Origin of the sequence: Actinokineospora spheciospongiae (genome assembly GCF_000564855.1) — a bacterium.
Classification (GTDB): Bacteria; Actinomycetota; Actinomycetes; order Mycobacteriales; family Pseudonocardiaceae; genus Actinokineospora; species Actinokineospora spheciospongiae.
The window spans coordinates 20,382-41,585 of record NZ_AYXG01000136.1; the positions used below are offsets into that span (position 1 = coordinate 20,382).

A 21,204-nucleotide genomic window follows, 5' to 3' on the forward strand; every position below is an offset into this window, starting at 1 on the left:
TCAGGTGGGCGTGGCGGGGTGCTCCTCCTCGGCCCACCGGGCGGGTTCCCGGTGGCGCAGGGACAGCAGGCCGCCCACCACCAGGGTCACCAGCACCCCCAGCGGGGTGTACCAGGGGAACGCCAGGGCCACCGACTCCTTGGTGGCCTTGGCGAAGTCCACCCCCAGGAAGGCGCCGGAGCGGCTGAACTTCAGGCCCAGGATCACGAACGCCATCACCGCGACCGTCACCACGAACGCCGCGATCGCGTCGGCCTGGCGGGTCTTGCGCACCCACAGCCCCAGCAGGAACGCGCCCAGCAGCGCGCCGTAGGTGTAGCCGGTGATCGCCAGCGCGGTTTCCACGATCGGGTTCTTGGTGGTGGTGAACAGGGACGCGAAGACGATCAGGGCGCCCGCCCAGACGATGGTCCAGATGCGCCCCTGCTTGAGCAGTTCCGCGTCGGACAGCGTGCGGCGCACCACCTTCTGGTACACGTCGGTCACCGTGGAGGAGGCCAGCGCGCCCAGGGAGGAGCTGAGCGCGGCCGCCAGGATGCCCGCGATCACGAAGCCGGACAGGCCGCTGGGCAGCTCGGTGACGATGAAGTGGGCGAACAGCTCGTCGTTGGTGCCCAGGCCGAGGTCGCCGACCGGGTCGACGCCTCGGTAGAACGACCACAGCATCGTGCCGATGAACAGGAACAGCGCGAACTGGAAGAACACCACGACCCCGCTGGCGACGAGCGCCTTCTGACTGGCGCGCACGTCGTTGCAGGCCATCAGCCGCTGCACGATGAGCTGGTCGGCGCCGTGGCTGGCCATGGACAGGACCGCGCCGCCGAGGACGGCGGTGACGAACGAGTACGGGTTGGACAGCGGGCTGGAGGCGAAGTCCAGCAGGGAGAACTTGCCCGCGTCGAAGGCCGAGGAGAACCAGCCGTCGGGCAGTTTGCCCATCAGCACCAGGATCACCGCGAGCCCGCCCAGGACGTACCAGAGCATCTGGATGGCGTCGACCCAGATCACCGCGCGCACGCCGCCGAAGAACGTGTAGACGACCATCGCCACGCCCAGCGCCGCCACGATGAGCAGGTAGGAGGCGTCGAGGCCGTAGGCGGCGAGCACCACCTTGATCGGGATCGCGGTGGCGAACAGCCGCACCCCGTCGGCCAGCAGGCGGGTGAACAGGAACGTCACAGACGCCGTGCCCTGCAACCCGGCGCCGAAGCGCCTGCCGAGGAAGTTGTAGGCCGTGGTCATGTTGCCCGCCACGTACCGGGGCAGCAGCACGAACGACACCACGACCCGCCCCAGGACGTAGCCGATCGCCAGTTGCAGGTAGGTGAACGCCCCCAGGTAGGCGACCGTCGGCACGCTGAGCACCGTCAGCGTGGAAGTCTCCGCCGACACCACCGACAGGCAGGCGACCCACCAGGAGATCCGGCCCTCGCCGACGAAGTAGTCCGCGCCGGAGCGCTGCCGCCCGGCGATCTTGATGCCCAGCAGGGGCATGCCGACCAGGAAGACCGCGATGATCGCGAGGTCAAGGGCGCGCACGGGGGCCTCCAGGGGGCTGCGGGGACAGGTGCAGGGACTCGGCGGTGCCGTCGAGCGGTTCCGGCCAGCGGGCCGGGTCGCGGCCGGGGGTGACGCTGCCGAGCACCCGGGCGCCGCCGCCGGTGCCCGCGTCGACCGGGACACCGTGCCAGGTCAGGAAACCCAACAGGGCGGCCAGGTACGCCTCCTTGGCCTCGGCGGGCAGGCCCAGCGCGTCGGTGGTGGTCAGCTCGGTCGGGGCGAGCGCGGCGGCCAGGGCGGTCATCAGCGCCGGGTTGCGCACCCCGCCGCCGGAGGCGAGCACCCGCCTCGGCCGGTGCGGGGCGCACGCCCGGGCGACGGTGATCGCGGTCAGCGCGACGAGGGTGGCCAGCAGGTCGGCGTCGGCGACCGCGGGCACCCGGGCGAGCGCCGCGTCCAGGTAGCCGCCGTGGAAGTGCTCCTTGCCGGTCGACTTGGGCGCGGGCGCGGCGTAGTACGGGTCGGCGAGCAGCACGTCGAGCAGGTCGCGGCGGACGGTGCCGCGGGCGGCGAGGGCGCCGTCGGTGTCGCACGGGGTGCCGGTGCGGGCCAGCGCCGCCGCGTCGAGCAGCGCGTTCGCCGGGCCGGTGTCGAAGGCCAGGCCGCCCGCGGTGCTGTCAGTGGTGATGTTGGCGATGCCGCCGAGGTTCAGCGCGGCGGTGCCCGGCTCGGCCGCGAGCAGCAGCCGGTCGAGGACGCCCGCCAGCGGCGCCCCGTGCCCGCCCGCGGCGACGTCGCGGGCGCGCAGGTCCGACACCACCGGCAGCCCGGTGGCCTCGGCGATCCACGCGGGCTGCCCCAGTTGCAGCGTGCCGAGGCAGTCACCGCCGTCGACCCAGTGGTAGAGGGTCTGCCCCAGGGAGGCCACGAGGTCGACACCGAGGTCGACGCCGCTGTCGCCACCGCCGGTGAACCGCGCGGCGGCGGCGCCGAAGGCCTGGCCGACGCCGGTGTCGAGGCGGCAGAGGGTCCGCGCGTCGCACGGGTTCGGGGGCAGCGCGGCGAGCAGGTCGGCGCGCAACGCCTCCGGGTGGGGGACCTCGGCGTGCCGGACCGGGGACAGCTCCACCACCCCCGAGCGCAGCCGCAGGTCGGCCACGGCCACGTCGATGCCGTCCACCGACGTTCCGGAGATCATCCCGAGCACCCGCCGCCAACCCATGACCCTGTGGTCTATTGCACACCCCGAGCGCGCGCAAGGGTTTGGTTGGTGATTGACCAAATTGACGCTAAATCGGTTCTTATCCCACCGGGGGTGGCATCCCGGCCGCCCACCGGCCGGGATGCGAGGATGGCCCGGTGTCGAGCACCGTGATCATCATCCTGGTCGTCGTCGCTGTCGTGCTGCTCGCCGCCCTGGTCACCGGGGTCGTGCTGGCGCGCAGGCGGCGGATCACCCTGGACAAGCCCGAGGCCGTCGAGAAGCCGAAGGGCGGCGGCTACCAGGCGGGGGCGGGCATCAGCCTCGCCCCGGCCAAGCCGAAGGACGCCCCGCTCGCCCCGCCCGCGCACCCGGCCGGTGAGCGCACGGAGGTCGACGGCCAGCCCGGCGTCGGCGACGACGCCTCGGTGCCGCGCGACTCCGAGAAGCGCGGCATCGTCGACATCGCGCTCCCGGACGCGACCACCACCGGCACGCCCCCGACCGGCACCGCGCCCGTCGAGCCCGCCCCGGTCTCCTCCCTGCCCACGGACAAGCTCCCGGTGCAGGCCGAACCGGTCACCGAGCAACTGCCCGTCCAAGGCGAACCGCTGACCGAGCAGTTCCCCGCGCAGGACGAGATCGAGCCCACCGCAGGTCGCCTGGAGCGGCTGCGCGGACGGCTCTCCCGCTCCCGGTCCACCCTCGGCCAGGGCCTGCTCGGCCTGCTCGGCGCCGGTGACCTCGACGAGGACTCCTGGACCGAGGTCGAGGACACCCTGCTGCTGGCCGACCTCGGCGCGCGCACCACCGCGGAGGTCGTCGAGCGGCTGCGCGCCGAACTGGTCTCCCGGGGCGTGCGCACCGCCGACGGCGCCCGCGCCCTGCTGCGCGAGGTCCTGGTCGACGCGCTGCGCCCCGACCTCGACCGCGCCGTGCGCGCCCTGCCGCACGGCGACGGCGACGCCAAGCAGCCCGCCGTGGTGCTGGTCGTCGGCGTCAACGGCACCGGCAAGACCACCACCACCGGCAAGCTCGCCCGCGTCCTGGTCGCCGACGGCCGCACGGTCGTGCTCGGCGCGGCCGACACCTTCCGCGCCGCCGCCGCCGACCAGTTGCAGACCTGGGCCGACCGGGTCGGCGCCGAGGTCGTGCGCGGCAAGGAGGGGGCCGACCCGGCGGCGGTCGCCTTCGACGCGGTCAAGCGCGGTCGCGCCGCCGCCGTCGACGCGGTGCTGGTCGACACCGCGGGCCGCCTGCACACCAAGGTCGGCCTGATGGACGAGCTGGGCAAGGTCAAGCGGGTGGTGGAGAAGCAGGCCGAGGTGGACGAGGTCCTGCTGGTGCTCGACGCCACCACCGGGCAGAACGGCCTCACCCAGGCCAGGGTCTTCGGCGAGGTCGTGGAGGTGACCGGCATCGTGCTGACCAAGCTCGACGGCACCGCCAAGGGCGGCATCGTCTTCCAGGTGCAGCGCGAGCTGGGCGTCCCGGTCAAGCTCGTCGGCCTCGGCGAGGGCCCCGACGACCTGGCCCCGTTCGAGCCGGTGGCCTTCGTCGATGCCCTGCTCGGCTGACCCGGCCGGGCGCCCGACCCGTGCCCGGGACAGCGCCGCCGTCGACGGGGCACTGGTCGATGGGGCATGGGTCGATGGGGCACCGTGGGGGGATGGACCCGGTGCGCCTGTGGCTCGTCGACGACCACGAGCTGGTGACCGAGGCGCTGTCGGTCCGCCTCGGCGCGTTCACCGACCTGTGGGTGCTCGGACGCTGCGCCACCGACGACCCGAACCTGCTCGCCAGGGTCGAGCGGGGGCGGCCGAACGTGATCACCGTCGACCCGGACTCGGCCGGGGTCGACGAGGTCGAGCTGTTCACCTCGCTGCGGCTGGCCGCCCCCGGCGCCCGGCTGGTGGTGCTGTCCGGCCTCGACGACGCCGACCGGGTCGTGGCGGCGGCCCGGCTCGGCGCCGACGCCTGGGTGCCCAAGGAGTCCGGGGTCGCGGACCTGGTGCAGGTGCTGCGCGGGGTCTGCCGGGGCGAGGGGTGGTTCCCGCCGCGGCACCTCGGGGCCGTGCTGCGCGGCCTGCGCGAGGAGGTCAGCCGCTACCGCGAGGGCGGCGGGCCGCTCGCCGCGCTGACCGGCCGCGAGCGGCAGGTGCTGGTCAGCATGGTCGACGGGCTGCGCGGCACCGAGATCGCGGCCGAGTTGGGGCTCTCGGCGAACACGGTGCGTACACACACGCACTCCCTCTACCGCAAGCTCGGCGTCCACTCCCGCTTGGCGGCGGTCAGCACGGCCCGCGCGGCCGGACTACTACCGACACGACGTGATCCCCACCAGACAACGTAAGAAATCTCATCCTCTGGGCTGACCCCATGAGGAGGACGCCCGCCTACGCTCTGTGACAACAGTCGGGGGTTGTCGACAACGGGGTGGCAATGGGGTTCCGCACGTGATTCCTTGGCTCCTGGCCCTGCTGGTGGTGGGCATCGGTCCGCTGGTGAACGTGGTCCTCGGCGTGCTGCGCCGCGACCGCGAACGCGGCTCGCTCGTCGGCGGTGTGCGCGAGAAGAAGGTCCTCGGCGAGGTCGCCGTGGTCATCGCCGCGCACGACGCCGAGTCCGAGGTCGCCGAGGCGCTCGCCGCCGCCACCCGGCTGGTCGCGCGCGGCGACGTCTTCCTGGTCTCGGACGCCTCCACCGACCGCACCGCCGAGATCGGCAGGGAGCACGGGGTCAACGTCGTGGAGACGGTGTCGCCGCTGGGCCGCTCCGGCGCGGTCGTCGCCGGGCTCACCGGGTTCCGGGTGCCGCAGGACTACCGGTACGTGCTGGTCCTCGACGTCGACCACCGGCCGCACCCGGCGTTCCTCGACCGCACGCTGCCGATCTTCGACGACCCGGACGTGGTCGCGGTGGCCGGGTTCGCCCGCACCGACTGGACCACCGCCCGCCGCGGCCCCCTGGGCAGGCTGGTCACCGCCCACCGGGGCCGGGCCTACGCGCTCGCGCAGTTGCTGCTGACGATCATCCGCACCCGCCCCAACGCCGAGGCCGCCCGCGTCCTGCCCAGCCCGGCGCGGATGTTCCGCACCTCGGTGCTGGAGCGGGTCGACCTCGCGCCCGAGGGCGTGCCGGTCGCCGACTTCGACGTGTCCAACCAGATCTACCGCGCGGGCCTGGGTCGGGTCGTGGTGGTGCGCGGCGCGGTGGTCGGCACCCGCGACCCGGACACCCCGCGCGGTTACGTCCGCCAGGCCCGGCAGTGGGCGGTCGGCTTCTGGCAGGCGGTGCGCCGCAACGGGCTGCGCCGCGGCCCGCAGGTGCTGGGTCTGGGCTGGTTCGCGGTGGAGAGCGTGCTCACCTCCGCCGTACTGCTCGCGCTGCCGTTCCTGCTCGGCTTCGGGCTGCTGCCGGTGTGGACGGTGCTGCTGGGCGTGTTCCTGCCCGACCTGCTGCTGACCGCCCTGGTCGCGCTGCGCCAGCGGCAGCCCGGGTACCTGCTGCCTGCGCTGTTCCTGCCGCTGATGCGACTCGTCGACGCGGTGGTCCTGCTGTCCGCGCTGCCGCACGCGTTCCGCGACCGGCCCGCGACCGCGCCCTGGCTGAGCCCGGTGCGCACCGCGCAACCGCCGCCGCCCGAGGGGCCGTGGTGGCGCTCGAGGCCTGCGGCGGCCGTGGCGTGGCTGGTCGGGGTCGCCGCCGGGGTGGTGCTGACCCTGCGGGTCGCCGCCGCCGTCTCGACGCTGCCCGCCACCGCCTCCGAGCCGGGGCTGGTCGACGCCGTGTTCGGCCGGGTCGCCGGGTTCGGCGGGGCGGTGCCGGAGGGCATGGTGCCCGCCGCCGCCCAGCTCGCCGGGTACGCCTCGCTGACCGGGGCGTTCGACCGGCACGCGACCGTGCTGACCGGTGTGCGCGAGCTGTCGGTGGTCTGCGCGGCCGTCTTCGCCGCCGGGTTGCTGGTGGCCGCGGCGGTCCTGCGGCTGCGGCCGGTGGCCGTCGCGGTCGCCCTCGCCGCGGTCGCGGTGTGCCCGCCCGCGATCGGCGTGCTCGCCGGTGCCGGGCCGGGGCCGATCGCCGCCGCCTGGCTCGCCGTGGCCGCCGTGCCGCTGGCGCTGGCCGCCAGGGTCGGCTGGAAGGCGGTGCCCGCGGCGGTCATCCCGGTCGCCGGGGCCGTCGTCACCGTGCCCGCGCTGGTCGTCCCGGTCGCCGTCGCCGCCGCGGCCTGGTGGGTGGGCGACCGGGAGCGGGCGCGCGAGGTCCGCCGGGTCGTGGTGGCCGTCGCCGTGCTGGTGGCCGGTGGCGCGCTCGCCGCGCTGCTGGCCGGGTTGGGCCTGGTGGGGGTGTCGGACGCCGCGCCGATCGCCGCCGCGCAGCGGGTGTGGCTGCTGGTGGCGGTCGCCGTGGTCGCGGTCGGCGGTCTGGTCCGCGGCCGGGCCCGCGCCGGGTCGGCCGGGCTGCTGGCCGTCGCCGCCGGTTCGGCGGTGCTCGACTCGGACGTGCTGCTCGCCACCGCGGTGGCCGGGGCCGCGCTCGGGCTGGCCGCCCTGCTCGACGGGACCGCCACCGAGCGGTCCGCGGTCCGCCGGGTCGCGGTCGGGGTGGCCGCGCTGGCCGGGCTCGCCGTCGTCGGCGCGGGGGCGGCGGCCGTGCTGCCGGTCGCGCCCGCCGTCGACCACCGGGGCGCCGCCGACTGGTTCACTGTCGCCGCCGCCCCCGGCGCCACCCTCGCCGCGCCGCCGCTGCTGGTCTCCGACCTGCGCCGCGACCTGCGCGGCCGGGCACCGCAGCAGGTGCGCCCGGAGGGCGGCTACGCCCACTACACCGTGTCCCCCGCCGACGGCGCGGGCCTGGTGGTCGCCCGGTTCGACGGCCTCACCGCCCGCCTCGCCGACGGCACCGCCGTGCACAGCGGCGGACCCGACCGGACTGCGGCGGGCGCCCAGCTCGCCGACAACCCCCGCATCCAGAGCCCGGAGGAGGTCAAGGCGGTCCTGCGCGCGGGCGCCCTGGACTTCCGCGCCATGGCCGTGCTCGCCGAGATCGGCGCCCAGCACGACCTGGTCGTCGCCGACACCTCGAAACCGGTGGCGGAGAACGGTTCGGACCTGCCCGACCGGACCGTCGTCCTGTCGAGTGTGGACGGGCGGCCCGCGGGTGACCCGGCCGTCGTCGACACCCTGCGCGCCTGGGTCCAGGCCCAGCGCGGCCCCTACGCCCCCAGCGACGTCCGCCCCACCGGGGACGGCCGCGCCGCGCTCGACTGGCGCATCCCCAACCCCGGTGACCCCGCCCCCCGGTGACACTTTCCGGGAACAACGATTCCCGTCGCGTGATAACACTTTCCGCCCCAGGACGACTCCCTTCACAGTCTTCCCTTACCGCTTCCTTTGGTTCCACCCGATGAAGGACCACCGCGATGAGCACAACCCTCCGGCGTTCCCTGGTCCCGCTGCTCGTCGCCGGTGTCCTCATGGCACTGACCGCGGGCCTCCTGCCCGCGAGCGCGGCCACCGGCACCTACCTGCGCCTGGCCCATCTCTCCCCGGACACCCCGAACGTCGACGTGACCGTCACCAGCTTCGGCCGCCCGGACTGGTCGGTGCGGCTGGGCGGCGTCGGCTACGGCGACGTCTCCGGCTACCAGCGCATCGAGCCGGGCACCTACACCATCGCCATGCGCCCCGCCGGGGCCGACCCGGCGAGCGCCCCGGTCATCTCCGCGACCCTGGACGCGGGCGAGGGCAACGCCTACACCGTCGCGGGCCTGGGCAAGTTCGACGGCCTGGCGCTGCGCGTGCTCAACGACGACATCAGCCTGCCGCCCAACGGCCAGGCCCGGATGCGGGTGGTCAACGCCGCGCCCAACGCGGGCAACCTGACCATCGACCGGGCCGGGCAACCGGTGACCGGCCAGGCCGTGTTCGGCGCCGCCACCGACTACGCGCTGGTGCCCTCGGGCGCGTCCGCGTTCCAGGTCGCCCCGATCGGCGCGGGCCCCACCGAGCTGTCGGTCACCCTCGACCCGGGCGGCGTCTACACGGTGCTGGTGCTCGAACGCGAGGGCAGGCTCGTCGCCGAGGTCAAGGCGGACGCCAAGGGCGCCGAGGTGGTGCCCGCGGGCGGCGTGGAGACCGGCTTCGGCGGCACGGCGGACGCCACCGGCACCGGCAGCGCTGACACCGAGGGCTCGGGTGTCGAGGTGGTGGCGCTGGGCCTGCTGCTCGCGGCCTGCGCCGCAGGCGGGCTGTTCGCCGCCGCGCTGCCGCGGCGCCGCCGGGCATGAGCGCACCAGCGGCGGGCAGGCCCGTCGCCGCGTGCAGGCCCGGTGCCGAGTCCGGGGCTGGCATCGCAGGCAGTTCCGGCGCCGCGCGCAGTTCCGGCGCTGCGCGCAGGCCCGGCGCCGCGCGCAGGCCCGGCGCCGCGCGCAGGCCCGGCACCGCGCGCAGGCCCGGCACCGCGCGCAGACCCGGCACCGCGCGCAGACCCGGCGCCGTGGGCGGGCTCGGCACCGCGCTGCGGCTGGTCGCGGTGGCCACGGTCTTCGCGGTCGCCGGGTGCCAGGCAGGGGGCACCGCCGAGCCCGCGCCGCCGCCGGGCGGGCCGGTGTCCTGGGCGCCGGTCGCGGGCCAGGACGCGGCGGACGGCCCACCGCCCACCTGGGACGGCGGGTCCACCGCGGACCCCGCGCCGAAGCGGCCGACGCACCTGCGCGTCCCGGCCATCGGGGTGGACACCGACCTGGTCGACCTGGCCGTCGACGGCACCGGGGTGCTGGTCCCGCCGGAGTCCGCTGCGGTCGCCGGGTGGTTCGCCGCCGGGGCCGCCCCGGGTTCGGTCGGCCCGGCGCTGCTGGCCGGGCACGTCGACTCCCACGCCGGACCGGGTGTGTTCTACCGACTGGTGGACCTCAAGCCGGGCGACCGGGTCGAGGTGGGGCGCGCGGACGGCTCGACGGTGGTGTTCTCGGTGACGGGGACGCGCCGCTCGCCCAAGGCCGACTTCCCCACCGCCGAGGTCTACGCGCCCACCCCGGGTCCGGAACTGCGCCTGGTCACCTGCGGCGGCGCGTTCGACCACTCGGCCCGCAGCTACCGCGACAACATCATCGTCGAGGCGACGCTCGCCGGGCCGTGATCCCGGCGCCCGCCACCGGATCGGGGGCATCCGCCCGCGCCGCCCACCGCGGCGTGGCACCCTCGGTCGACGAACACTCCATCGGAGCCGACCACCGGGGGGAGCGCCCAGTGCCACCCGACCGCGCCGCCGCCGGACCGCCCGCCCCGGCGCGCCGGTGACCGCCCCCGACGGGGAGCCGCGCCGGGCGGACGTGGTGGTGTGCGACGACCACACCGTGTTCACCGAGGCGCTGGCCGCGGTGCTGGAGGCGCACGGCTTCCGGGTCCGCGACACCGCCGCCACCCTGGCCGGGGCGCTCGCCGCGGTCCGCGCGGCCACCCCGGCGATCCTGCTGCTCGACCGGCACCTGCCCGACGGCGACGGCGTGGCCGCCCTGCCCACCCTGGCCGCAGCCTCCCCGCGCACCCGGATCGTCCTGCTCAGCGCCGACGGCGACCCCGCCGCGGTCCGCCGCGCGGTCGACGGCGGCGCCGCGGGCTACCTGCACAAGACCGCGGGCGTCCGTGATCTCGCCCACGCCCTGCGCCGGGTTCTCGACGGCGAGACGGTCGTCGACGTGCCCGCCGGGCGCTCGCCCCGGCATTCCCCGGACGCCGCCGCGGCGCACCGGCTGGCCGCGCACCTCACCCCGCGCGAGCGCGAGTGCCTGGCCCTGCTCGTGGAGGGTGCGAGCACCGCCGCGATGGAGCGGCGGCTGGGCGTCTCGGGCACCACGGTGCGCACCCACGTGCAGGCGCTGCTGACCAAGCTGGGCGTGCACTCGCGGCTCGAAGCGGCCTCGCTCGCCGTCCGCCACCGGCTGCTGCTGCCGCAGCCCGATCGCGCGGCGGGTACCTGAACGCGGCTTCTCGGGTCACTATGTCCCCATGGCGCACAGCGGAACGGTCGAGATCACCGGCGGCGACGTCGAACGCGGCGGGGTGGTCCTCACCCCCGCCGCGCTGGAGTTCGTCGCCGGTCTGCACACCGCCTTCGCCGCCCGGCGCGACGAGCTGCTGGCCGCCCGCGCGGTCCGCCGCGAGCACGCGGCCCGCACCGGCACCCTGGACTTCCCGCCGCAGACGCGGGAGGTGCGCGAAGCGGAGTGGTCGGTGGCCCCGGCGCCCGAGGCGCTGCGCGACCGGCGGGTGGAGATCACCGGCCCGACCGAGCGCAAGATGGCTATCAACGCGCTCAACTCCGGCGCCCGGGTCTGGCTGGCCGACCTGGAGGACGCGAACACCCCGCACTGGGCGAACGTGGTGTCCGGCCAGGTGAACCTGTACGACGCCGTGCGCGGCCAGATCACCTTCACCTCGCCGGAGGGCAAGTCCTACGCCCTCGACCCGGCCGTGCGGCCCGCCACGATCGTGGTCCGCCCGCGCGGCTGGCACCTCGACGAGAAGCACCTGCTGGTCGACGGCAGGCGCGCGGTCGGCGCGCTGGTCGACTTCGGGCTGCACTTCTTCCACAATGCGCGGGCCGCCCTCGACCGCGGCGCCGGGCCGTACTACTACCTGCCGAAGCTGGAGGGCCACCTCGAAGCGCGGCTGTGGAACGACGTGTTCACCCACGCCCAGGCGGAGCTGGGCATCGAGCACGGCACGATCCGCGCCACCGTCCTGATCGAGACCATCCCGGCCGCGTTCGAGATGGAGGAGATCCTGCACGAGCTGCGCGAGCACGCGTCGGGCCTCAACGCGGGCCGCTGGGACTACCTGTTCAGCCTGATCAAGTACTTCCGCGACGCCGGGCCGGGGTTCGTGCTGCCCGACCGCGACAGCGTGACCATGACCGCGCCGTTCATGCGCGCCTACACCGAGCTGCTGGTCAAGACCTGCCACCGGCGCGGCGCGTTCGCCATGGGCGGCATGGCCGCGTTCATCCCCGACCGGCGCGACCCCGGGGTCACCGCCCGCGCGCTGGCCAAGGTGCGCGAGGACAAGGGCAGGGAGGCGGGCGACGGGTTCGACGGGTCCTGGGTGGCGCACCCGGACCTGGTGCCGGTCTGCCGGGAGGTCTTCGACGGCATCCTTGGCGAGCGGCCCAACCAGCTCGACCGGCAGCGCCCGGAGGTGGCGGTGACCCCGGCGGACCTGCTCGACCTGGCCTCGGCGCCCGGGTCGGCCACCGCGGCGGGCCTGCGCGCGGCCGTCGACGTGGGCCTTCGGTACCTGTCGTCCTGGTTGGGCGGCAACGGCGCGGCGGCGATCCACAACCTGATGGAGGACGCGGCCACCGCGGAGATCTCCCGGTCCCAGGTGTGGCAGTGGGTGCGCAACGGCGTCGTCCTCGACACCGGCGACACCGTCACCCCCGAACTGGTGCGCGCGGTGCTGGCCGAGGTGCGGGCGGACCTGGCCGACCTGCCGCGGCTCGCGGAGGCCGCCGGGCTGTTCGAGGAAGTCGCGCTCGCCGAGGACTACCCGGACTTCCTCACCGTCCCCGCCTACGAGCGGATCTGACGTGCCCCTCGACCCCGGACTGCTGGCCGCCGCCACGAGCAGGCTGACCGCCCCCGACGCCGCCCGAGCCGCCCGCTACCCCGGTGACCCGGGCACCCGCCAGCCGGTGCACACCTGCTACGTCCCCGCCGACAAGGTCACCGACGACACCCCCACCGCCTGGGGCGCCGCCGCCCTGGCCGCCCTCGACGAGCACGCCCCCGACGCGGCGGCGCTGGCCGAAGTCCTCGGGCTCGACCAGGCCCTGGCCGGGGCCGTGCACGAGCGGGTGCGCGCCAAGCTCGCCACCGAGCCGATCGAGGACCTGCGGGTCGACTTCGAGGACGGCTACGGCACCCGCGCCGACGCGGACGAGGACGCCGACGCCGTGCGCGCCGCGGGCCTGCTGGCGCGGTGGGGCCTGGCGAGCGCGGGCATCCGCATGAAGTCCTTCGACACCAGGGCTTTGCTCGACCGCGGCCTGCGCACCCTCGACCTGGTGCTCACCACCGCGGGCGGCCCACCGCCGGGCTTCGCCCTCACCTTCCCCAAGGTCACCGTCCCCGAGCAGGTCGAGGTCCTGGTGGACGTCCTCGGGCTGCTGGAGCGCGACCTCGGGCTGGCCGGGGGCGCGCTGCGCTTCGAGGTCCAGATCGAGACCACCCAGGCGGTGATCGACGCCGAGGGCCGCTTCACCGTGCCCCGGCTCATCTCCGCCGGGGCGGGCCGGGTCAGCGGCCTGCACTTCGGCACCTACGACTACACCGCCGCCTGCGGCCTCGGCGCCGCCGAGCAGCACCTGGCGCACGCGGCCTGCGACTTCGCCCGGCACGCCATGCAGGTCGGCGCGGCGGGCACCGGGGTGCGGCTGTCCGACGGCTCGTCGAACCTGCTGCCGGTCGGCGACCGCGAGACCGTGCACCGCAACTGGTCGACCCACTACACGCTGGTCCGCCGCTCGCTGCGGCACGGCTTCTTCCAGGGCTGGGACCTGCACCCGGCGCAACTGGTCACCCGCTACGCCGCGGTGTACGCCCACCACCTGGCCTCCGCCGAGGCCGACGGCGGGCGCCTGGCCGCCTACGTCGCCAGGACCACCGGCTCGGCCGTGCTCGACGAGCCCGCCACCGCCGCCGCGCTCGCCCTGTCCCTGCGCCGGGCCGTGGACTGCGGCGCCCTCACCGCCGACGAGGTCACCGCGTACTCCGGCCTGGGCACCGACGACCTGAACGCCCTCATCGAGCGGAGAACCGCGTGACCCTCCTGTTCCGCGCCCCCCGGGCGATCGTCGACGGCACCGAGCGGCCCGCCGCGGTGCGCGTGGTCGACGGCCGGATCACCGCGATCGAGCTGCTGACCGCCGACGCCGACGGCGCCGAGGTGGTCGAGCTGGCCGGGGACGAGGTGCTGCTGCCCGGTCTGGTCGACACGCACGTGCACGTCAACGACCCCGGCCGGGCCGACTGGGAGGGCTTCCCGTCGGCCACCCTGGCCGCCGCCGCGGGCGGGGTCACCACCGTCGTCGACATGCCGCTCAACAGCCTGCCGCCCACCACCGACGTGCGGGCGCTGCGGGTCAAGCAGGAGGCCGCGACCGGCCGGGTGCACGTCGACGTCGGCTTCTGGGGCGGGGCCGTGCCGGGCAACGCCGGTGAGCTGGCCGCGCTGCACGAGGCGGGCGTGTTCGGCTTCAAGTGCTTCCTGCTGGACTCCGGTGTCGCCGAATTCGGCCACCTCGACCCGGACCAGCTCGCCGAACACCTCGGGGTCACCGCGGGTCTGGGCGCGCTGCTCATCGCGCACGCCGAGGACGGCGGGATCGTCGAAGCGCCGCCGAACAGCCGCGACTACGCCGACTTCCTCGCCTCCCGCCCGCGCGCCGCCGAGGACTCCGCCATCGCCGGGATCATCGCCGCGGCCAGGGCCACCGGGGGCCGCGCGCACGTGGTGCACCTGTCCTCTTCGGACGCGTTGCCGATGATCGCCGCCGCCAAGGACGAGGGGGTGGCGCTGACGGTGGAAACCTGCCCGCACTACCTCACCCTCACCGCCGAGGACGTGCCCGACGGCGCCACCGAGTTCAAGTGCTGCCCGCCCATCCGCGAGGCCGCCAACCGGGAACTGCTCTGGGAGGGCCTGCGCGACGGCGTGATCGACGTGGTGGTCAGCGACCACTCCCCGTGCACCCCGGACCTCAAGCGGCTGGACTCCGGCGACTTCGGCGAGGCCTGGGGCGGTGTGTCGAGCCTGCAACTGGGCCTGCCCGCGGTGTGGACCGGGGCGCGCGAGCGCGGGGTTGAGCTGTCGGAGGTCGTCGGCTGGATGGCCGAGGGGCCCGCCGACCTGGTCGGCCTGGCGCGCAAGGGCCGCATCGCCGTCGGCTGCGACGCCGACCTGGTGGTCTTCGCCCCCGACGACACCTTCACCGTCGACGCCGCCGCGCTGCGCCACCGCAACCCGGTGACCCCGTACCACGGCGCCACCCTGCGCGGTGTCGTCCGCTCGACCTGGCTGCGCGGGGCCCCGGTGGCCGGGGAACCGCGCGGACGACTGCTGAGGAGGGGACACGCGTGAACGGCGAACGCGCCTGGGTGACCCGGCCGGACCTGGCCTCGCGCCGGGTCGGCGGCTCGGTGCTGTGGGCCAACGATGAGACCTTCGCCGAGCGGGAGAACCTGATCACCCCCGCCCCGGCCGGGTTCCGGCCCGCCACCTTCGGCCACAAGGGACAGGTCTACGACGGCTGGGAGACCCGCAGGCGCCGGGAACCGGGCGACGACGAGGTGGTCGTGCGCCTCGGCCTGCCCGGGGTGATCAGCGGCGTGGTCGTCGACACCGCGTTCTTCACCGGCAACTACCCGCCCGAGTGCACCGTCTCCGCGCTCGCCGCCGAGGGCTACCCGAGCCCGGCGGAGCTGCTGGCCGCCGACTGGGAGGTGGTCGTGCCGCGCTCCCCGCTCGGCGGCGACACCCGCAACCCGTTCGACGTCGTCTCCCCGCGCCGGTTCACCCACGTCCGGCTGACCATCCACCCCGACGGCGGGGTGGCCAGGCTGCGCGTGCACGGCACCCCGGTGGCCGACCCGGCGCTGCTCGACCTGGGCTCGCTCGACCTGGCCGCGCTGGCGCACGGCGGCTCGGTCGTGGCGTGCAGCAACATGTTCTACTCGACCCCGGCGAACCTGCTGGCCCCCGGGAACGCGCAGGTGATGGGGGAGGGCTGGGAGACCGCCCGCCGCCGCGACGGCGCCAACGACTGGGTCGTGGTCGCCTTGGCCGCCGCCGGTGTGCTGCGCCTGGCCGAGTTGGACACCACGCACTTCAAGGGCAACGCGCCCGGCTGGGCGACGCTGTCCGGTTGCGACAGCACGACCGCGGACCCGGACGACCCGACCGCGTGGTTCCCGCTGCTGGAGCGCACCCGCCTGCAACCCGACACCGTGCACCGGTTCCCGATCGCGCAGCGGCGGCAGACCACGCACGTGCGGATGGACATCCACCCCGACGGCGGCATGGCCCGGCTGCGGCTGCACGGGGCGATGACCGACGCGGGCCGCGACGATTTCCTCCGCCGCTTCGCGGAAGTCTCCGGGAACTGAATTCCGCTCAACCGCCGAATACCGCGCGCAACCGCGCGGCCCGTTCCTCCGGCGATTGCCGCGGGCAGCTCACGCATTTCGCCGCGCCCCCCGCCCGGTAGACCAGGCAGCAGGACGCGCGGCGCACGACCTGTTGTCCCCCCACTGAAACAAAGCGGGGCACCGGCAGTGACGCTCCGACACCGGCGGCCAGGGCCACCGCCGTTTCTCCGGTGCCACCCGCCCACAGCACCCGATTCGCCAGCGAATCGGCGGCGATGGCCCAGAAAGGCCGCGTCGAGGTGCCCAGGGCGTCGCCCAGCAGGTCGGCGAACGCGCCGATCACCCCGGCCAGCGCCGGACCGGGCTCGGCACACACCGCGTCCGAGCGGGCCGCGAGCATTCGGCCATCCGGGTGGGCGTACACCGTGACCCGCCCCGGGTCGAGCGCGGTCCCGGTCACCAGCAGTGACTCCACCGTCGGTGCCAAGACGACCGAACTCGCCGAGTACCACCACAGCGTGCCCAGCGTGTGCGGGTCGTCGGTCCGGTACAACCGGGACAGACCGCGCAGCCGCCCGGGCAGCGCGCCGGGGTCGAGCAACCCGGCCACGGGGGTCGCCAGCAGGCCGGATGTCGACGAACCGGCGTGCGCGGGCAGGCGCTCGGCCAGTAGGCGGTGGACCGCGGGGGCGTCAAGCATGGCGAGGTCACGTTACCGGCACGGGTCCGCGGCGGTCGTCGGGCGGCCGGATGGGGAAACGCGTCCGTAACACGGACCGGTCGGTAGTTCACCGCTGCGAAACCTCACGCGCCCGTCGGCGAAACAGCACCCCCCGATGCTTCCCGCAATCATTAGTTCACGGGAGGACGATGTGAACGCAGGAGATACAGCCTGGGTGCTGGTGAGCGCGGCGCTGGTCATGTTGATGACGCCGGGACTCGCCTTCTTCTACGGGGGCATGGTGCGCGCCAAGAGCGTGCTCAACATGCTCATGATGAGCTTCATCGCCCTGGCTGTGGTCAGCGTGCTGTGGGTGCTCTACGGCTACAGCCTGGCCTTCGGCAACGACGTCGGCGGTGGCCTGCTCGGTGGCGGGGACTTCCTGGGCGGGGCCAACCTGCTCGGTGAGACCGCCCTCGTCGGCACCCTGCCGATGACGGTCTTCATGGTGTTCCAGATGATGTTCGCCATCATCACGGCCGCCCTGATCTCCGGTGCCATCGCCGACCGCGCCAAGTTCTGGGCGTGGACGCTGTTCATCGCGGTCTGGGTGACCATCGTCTACTTCCCGGTCGCGCACTGGGTGTTCAACTTCGACGGCACCACCGGCACCGACTTCGTCGGCGGCTGGATCGCCAACAAGCTCGGCGCGCTGGACTTCGCCGGTGGCACCGCGGTCCACATCAACGCCGGTGCCGCGGGCCTGGCGCTGGCCCTGGTGCTGGGCAAGCGCAAGGGCTGGCCGCGCGAGTCGATGCGCCCGCACAACCTGCCGTTCGTCCTCCTCGGCGCGGGCCTGCTCTGGTTCGGCTGGTACGGCTTCAACGCCGGGTCCGCCGTCACCGCGGGCGAGCTGGCCGGGGTCGCGTTCCTGACCACCACGGTGGCCACCGGCGCGGCGGTCCTGGGCTGGCTGGTCGTCGAGCAGTTCCGCGACGGCAAGCCCACCACCCTCGGCGCCGCCTCCGGCGCGATCGCCGGCCTGGTCGCCATCACCCCGGCGGCGGGCTTCGTCAACCCGATCGGCGCGCTGGTCATCGGCGTCGTCGCCGGTGCCCTCTGCGCCCTGGCAGTCAGCATCAAGTACAAGCTGGGCTTCGACGACTCCCTCGACGTGGTCGGCGTGCACCTCGTCGGCGGCCTCGTCGGCACCCTGATGATCGGCCTGCTGGCCACCGACTCGGTGAACTCCGCGGGCTCCAACGGGCTGTTCTACGGTGGTGGCCTGGGTCTGCTGGGCAAGCAGGCGCTGGCCGCGGTCGTGGTCATGGCCTACTCGTTCGTGCTGACCTACGTCCTCGGGTTCATCATCAACAAGACCATCGGCTTCCGGGCGTCGGAGGAGGCCGAGGTCACCGGCATCGACGAGTCGGAGCACGCGGAGAGCGCCTACGAGTTCTCCAGCCTCCGCAGCGGTGGCGCGGGTGTGGGCAAGGCGGCCGACGTGCTGACCAAGAGGGTCGCCGCGAACTCCGGTAAGGAAGGCTGACGGGCATGAAGCTGATCACCGCGATCATCAAGCCGTTCACCCTCGACGACGTGAAGGCGGCGTTGGAGCAGATCGGCGTGCTCGGCATGACCGTCAGCGAGGTCCAGGGCTTCGGGCGGCAGAAGGGCCACACCGAGGTCTACCGCGGCGCGGAGTACTCGGTGGACTTCGTCCCCAAGGTGCGCGTCGAGGTCCTCGTCGACGACACCATGGGCGAGAAGGTCGTCGAGGCGGTCGTCGAGGCGGCCCGCACCGGCAAGATCGGCGACGGCAAGGTCTGGGTCACGCCGGTCGAGACCGTGGTCCGGGTCCGCACCGGAGAGCGCGGCACGGACGCGATCTAGCACATGGCACAGGGGGAGCACGCGAGTTCGACCCCGACGGCGGCGGACCTGGTCCGCGCCCGCGACCGGCTCCTCGGCGCGGGCGCGACGACCAGGTCCGCGGGCCCGTCGGGCTCCCGGCTGAACCCCGGCGCCCTGCGCGAGGCCCTCGCCGACCTGCACGAGTTCTGGCTGACCGCGCACGCCGCGCAGGCCGGGGTCGGCGGGCGCGGCGGGGGCGTCGCGCTGCTGGCCGTCGGCGGCCTGGGCAGGCGGGAACTGGTCCCGTTCTCCGACCTCGACCTGGTCCTGGCGCACGACGGCCGCAAACCGGTCGACGCGGTGGCCGAGCGGCTGTGGTACCCGCTGTGGAACTCCGGGGTCGGCCTGGACCACTCGGTGCGCACCGTCGGCGAGGCCCTGGACGTGGCCTCGCACGACCTGCGCACCCAGCTCGGCCTGCTCGACGCCCGGCACATGGCGGGCGACGCCGAGATCACCGCCCGGCTGGCCACCGCCGCCCGCGCCCAGTGGCGCGGCGGGGTGCGCAAGCGGCTCGGCGAGCTGATCGAGTCCGTCCGGCAGCGCTGGGCCCGCGCGGGCGAGGTCGCGCACTGGGTGGAACCGGACCTCAAGCACGGCCGCGGCGGCCTGCGCGACCTGGCGATCCTGGACGCGCTGGCGCTGGCGCAGTTGATCGACCGCCCCGGCCCCGAGGTGGTCGCGGCGCACACGCTGCTGCTCGACACCCGCACCGAACTGCGCCGCATCGCGGGCCGCCCGCGCGACGTGCTGCGCCCGCAGGACGGCGACGAGATCGCCGCGATCCTGGGCCTCGGCGACCGGTTCGCCCTCGCCAGGGCGCTGTCCGGGGCGGGGCGCACCATCGCCTACGCCCTCGACGTGGCGCTGCGCTCCACCGGCGCCACCACCCCCACCCGCAAGGTGCTGGGCGTGCTGCGCCGCCAACCCGAGCGCCGCCCGCTCGACGAGGGCGTCGTCCTGCACGGCAACGAGGTCGCGCTCGCCCGCGACGCCGACCCCGGCAAGGACCCCGGCCTGCTGCTGCGCGTCGCCGCCGCCGCGGGCCGCACCGGGCACCCGATCGCCCCGGTCGCGCTGAGCAGGCTGGGGGAGTCCGCCCCGGAACTGCGCGCCCCGTGGCCCGAGGAGGTCCGCCAGGACCTGGTGGCGCTGCTCGGCGCGGGCGAGGGCCTGACCGACGTGGTCGAGGCGCTGGACCGCACCGGCCTGTGGGCCAGGCTGTTCCCGGAGTGGGGCGCGGTCCGCGACCTGCCCCCGCGCGACGCCGCGCACGTCTGGACCGTCGACCGCCACCTGGTCCAGGCGACGGTGAACGCCGCCCGCCTGGTCACCTCGGTCTCGCGCCCCGACCTGCTGCTCATCGGCGCGCTGCTGCACGACCTGGGCAAGGGCCGCGGCCAGGACCACTCGGTCGTCGGCGCCGCGCTGGCCACCCAGGTCGGCGCCCGGCTCGGCCTGCCCGCCGCGGACGTCGCCACCCTCTCGGCGGTGGTCCGCCACCACCTCCTGCTCCCGCACACCGCCACCCGCCGCGACGTCACCGACGAGGCCACCGTCCACCGCGTGGTCGACACCCTCGGCGGCGACCCGGTCCTGCTCGAACTCCTGCACGCCCTGGCCGAGGCCGATTCCCTCGCCACCGGCCCCGGCGTGTGGACCGACTGGAAGGCCCGCCTCACCGCCGAACTGGTCTCCCACTGCCGGATGGCCATGGCGGGCACCCCCCTCCCGGCCGCGGACCCCCTCGACGACGCCCAACGGGCACTCGCGCAGACGGCCGCCGAGTCCGGCAGACCCGACATCCACGTCGACACGGTCGACCGCCTGGCCACGGTCACGTTCGTCGCCAAGGACTTCCCCGGCGTGCTCTCCCGCGCGGCGGGCGTGCTGGCGCTGAACTCCCTGGAGGTGCACGCCGCCACGGTCGGCTCGCACGCGGGCGTGGCGGTCGGGGCGTTCTCGGTCACCCCCCGCTTCGGCTCCATGCCCGACCCGGCCCTCCTGCGCGAGCAGTTCACCAGGGCCGTCTCCGGCTCCCTGCCCCTGGCGGAGAAGCTGGCCGCCAAGGAACGCGACTACGGCGGTCGCGCCGAGGACGCCCCGGCCCCCAAGGTCCTCTGGTTCGACCACGAGGCGGGCGGCCTCGACTCGGCGGCGGTCGTCGTCGAACTCCGCTGCGCCGACCGCATCGGCCTGCTGCACTCGGTCGCCGACGCCCTCGAGCGCTGCGGCGTCGACGTCCTGTGGGCCCGCGTCGCCACCCTCGGCGGCTCCGCGGTCGACTCGTTCAGCTTCGCCGCGGGCACCACCCCGGGCTGGCGCAGCGCCGTCGAGGTGGCCGTGCTCCAAGCCGCCCGCTGACCGGTTGGGTAGTCCTACTCAGCGCCACCCGGGTGGCTTCACGCTGGGCCGCCCCCACCGTCCACGACAGACTTTTCCCGTCCCCACCGAGTGGCGGACCCCGGCCGGGGAGGGCCGGGGGAACCCACTCGACCGGGATGCCGGGAGGGGCCCGTCGAGGGGTCGGGCCCCACCCGGACGGCCCGGTCCGCGCCGGTTCGGTCGTGGGTCGACCCGGGTCCCCCGCCCAGCGGGGGACCCGGGAACGATCACACCGCCGCCTTCCCGGCGAGCCGGGACCTGGCCACCACCAGCAGGGCCGCCGCGGCCACCGCCGCCCCGCCCTCGAGCGGCCAGAACACCGCCACCCCGTCCTCCCGGGCGAACCGGACCAGCACGGTCACCGCCACCAGCCCCAGGACCGCCGCACCGGCCGCC

General features: G+C 75.0%; 16 protein-coding genes. 13 read left to right on the plus strand and 3 right to left on the minus strand.

From position 1 onward, the window contains the following. Together UO65_RS18220 and UO65_RS18225 are read right to left on the minus strand one after the other, a co-directional pair. Complete coding sequence (locus UO65_RS18220) at positions 1-1,539, minus strand: sodium:solute symporter (protein WP_035284156.1); 1,539 nt, start codon at positions 1,537-1,539, stop codon at positions 1-3. Beyond that, complete coding sequence (locus tag UO65_RS18225; RefSeq protein ID WP_233427724.1) at positions 1,526-2,698, minus strand: anhydro-N-acetylmuramic acid kinase; 1,173 nt, start codon at positions 2,696-2,698, stop codon at positions 1,526-1,528. The genes UO65_RS18220 and UO65_RS18225 overlap by 14 nt, the downstream gene beginning before the upstream one ends. 161 nt (positions 2,699-2,859) lie before the next feature. Here UO65_RS18225 and ftsY point away from each other — a divergent pair, with 161 nt between their 5' ends. From ftsY to alc, 10 genes are all read left to right on the plus strand, one after another. Further along, positions 2,860-4,278, plus strand: a complete 1,419-nt coding sequence (gene ftsY / locus UO65_RS18230; RefSeq protein WP_035284162.1) for a signal recognition particle-docking protein FtsY — start codon at positions 2,860-2,862, stop codon at positions 4,276-4,278. A gap of 92 nt (positions 4,279-4,370) precedes the next feature. Then, positions 4,371-5,054: a LuxR C-terminal-related transcriptional regulator gene (locus UO65_RS18235; protein ID WP_035284165.1), complete on the plus strand. Its 684-nt coding sequence runs from the start codon at positions 4,371-4,373 to the stop codon at positions 5,052-5,054. A 103-nt stretch (positions 5,055-5,157) separates the two neighbouring features. Next, positions 5,158-8,007 (plus strand): glycosyltransferase family 2 protein, encoded by a 2,850-nt coding sequence (locus UO65_RS33425; protein ID WP_052021319.1) that lies wholly within the window; start codon positions 5,158-5,160, stop codon positions 8,005-8,007. Between the two features lie 116 nt (positions 8,008-8,123). Then, entirely contained in the window at positions 8,124-8,990 is an 867-nt protein-coding gene (locus tag UO65_RS18255) for a DUF4397 domain-containing protein (RefSeq protein ID WP_052021320.1), read from the plus strand. After that, positions 8,987-9,841: a class F sortase gene (locus tag UO65_RS18260; RefSeq protein ID WP_152552144.1), complete on the plus strand. Its 855-nt coding sequence runs from the start codon at positions 8,987-8,989 to the stop codon at positions 9,839-9,841. Before UO65_RS18255 ends, UO65_RS18260 begins: the two co-directional genes overlap by 4 nt. A 157-nt stretch (positions 9,842-9,998) precedes the next feature. Next, positions 9,999-10,682, plus strand: a complete 684-nt coding sequence (locus tag UO65_RS18265) for a response regulator (RefSeq protein ID WP_035284173.1) — start codon at positions 9,999-10,001, stop codon at positions 10,680-10,682. Positions 10,683-10,710: 28 nt separating this feature from the next. After that, positions 10,711-12,288, plus strand: coding sequence for a malate synthase A (gene aceB / locus UO65_RS18270; protein ID WP_035284175.1), 1,578 nt, complete (start codon positions 10,711-10,713; stop codon positions 12,286-12,288). A 1-nt stretch (position 12,289) separates the two neighbouring features. Continuing rightward, positions 12,290-13,525, plus strand: coding sequence for a DUF6986 family protein (locus UO65_RS18275; protein ID WP_052021321.1), 1,236 nt, complete (start codon positions 12,290-12,292; stop codon positions 13,523-13,525). Then, positions 13,522-14,841 (plus strand): allantoinase AllB, encoded by a 1,320-nt coding sequence (gene allB, locus UO65_RS18280; protein WP_035284177.1) that lies wholly within the window; start codon positions 13,522-13,524, stop codon positions 14,839-14,841. The genes UO65_RS18275 and allB overlap by 4 nt, the downstream gene beginning before the upstream one ends. Beyond that, on the plus strand, positions 14,838-15,866 hold the full coding sequence (gene alc / locus UO65_RS18285; RefSeq protein WP_035284180.1) for an allantoicase: 1,029 nt from the start codon (positions 14,838-14,840) through the stop codon (positions 15,864-15,866). Before allB ends, alc begins: the two co-directional genes overlap by 4 nt. Positions 15,867-15,873: 7 nt before the next feature. On the opposite strand, the gene UO65_RS18290 is transcribed toward alc, so the two are convergent. After that, the gene (locus UO65_RS18290; protein ID WP_084175811.1) at positions 15,874-16,548 is read right to left on the minus strand and encodes a (2Fe-2S)-binding protein; all 675 of its coding nucleotides are present in this window, start codon (positions 16,546-16,548) and stop codon (positions 15,874-15,876) included. A gap of 172 nt (positions 16,549-16,720) precedes the next feature. On the opposite strand from UO65_RS18290, the gene UO65_RS18295 reads away from it, so the two are divergent. From UO65_RS18295 to UO65_RS18305, 3 genes are read left to right on the plus strand one after another with little or no spacing between them, the layout of a single operon-like run. Further along, complete coding sequence (locus tag UO65_RS18295; protein ID WP_219994687.1) at positions 16,721-18,058, plus strand: ammonium transporter; 1,338 nt, start codon at positions 16,721-16,723, stop codon at positions 18,056-18,058. A 5-nt stretch (positions 18,059-18,063) separates the two neighbouring features. Beyond that, the gene (locus UO65_RS18300) at positions 18,064-18,402 is read left to right on the plus strand and encodes a P-II family nitrogen regulator (protein ID WP_035284183.1); all 339 of its coding nucleotides are present in this window, start codon (positions 18,064-18,066) and stop codon (positions 18,400-18,402) included. Between the two features lie 3 nt (positions 18,403-18,405). Further along, a complete protein-coding gene (locus UO65_RS18305) occupies positions 18,406-20,787 on the plus strand; it encodes a [protein-PII] uridylyltransferase (protein ID WP_052021323.1) in 2,382 nt (793 codons plus the stop codon). The last annotated feature ends 417 nt before the right edge of the window (positions 20,788-21,204 follow it).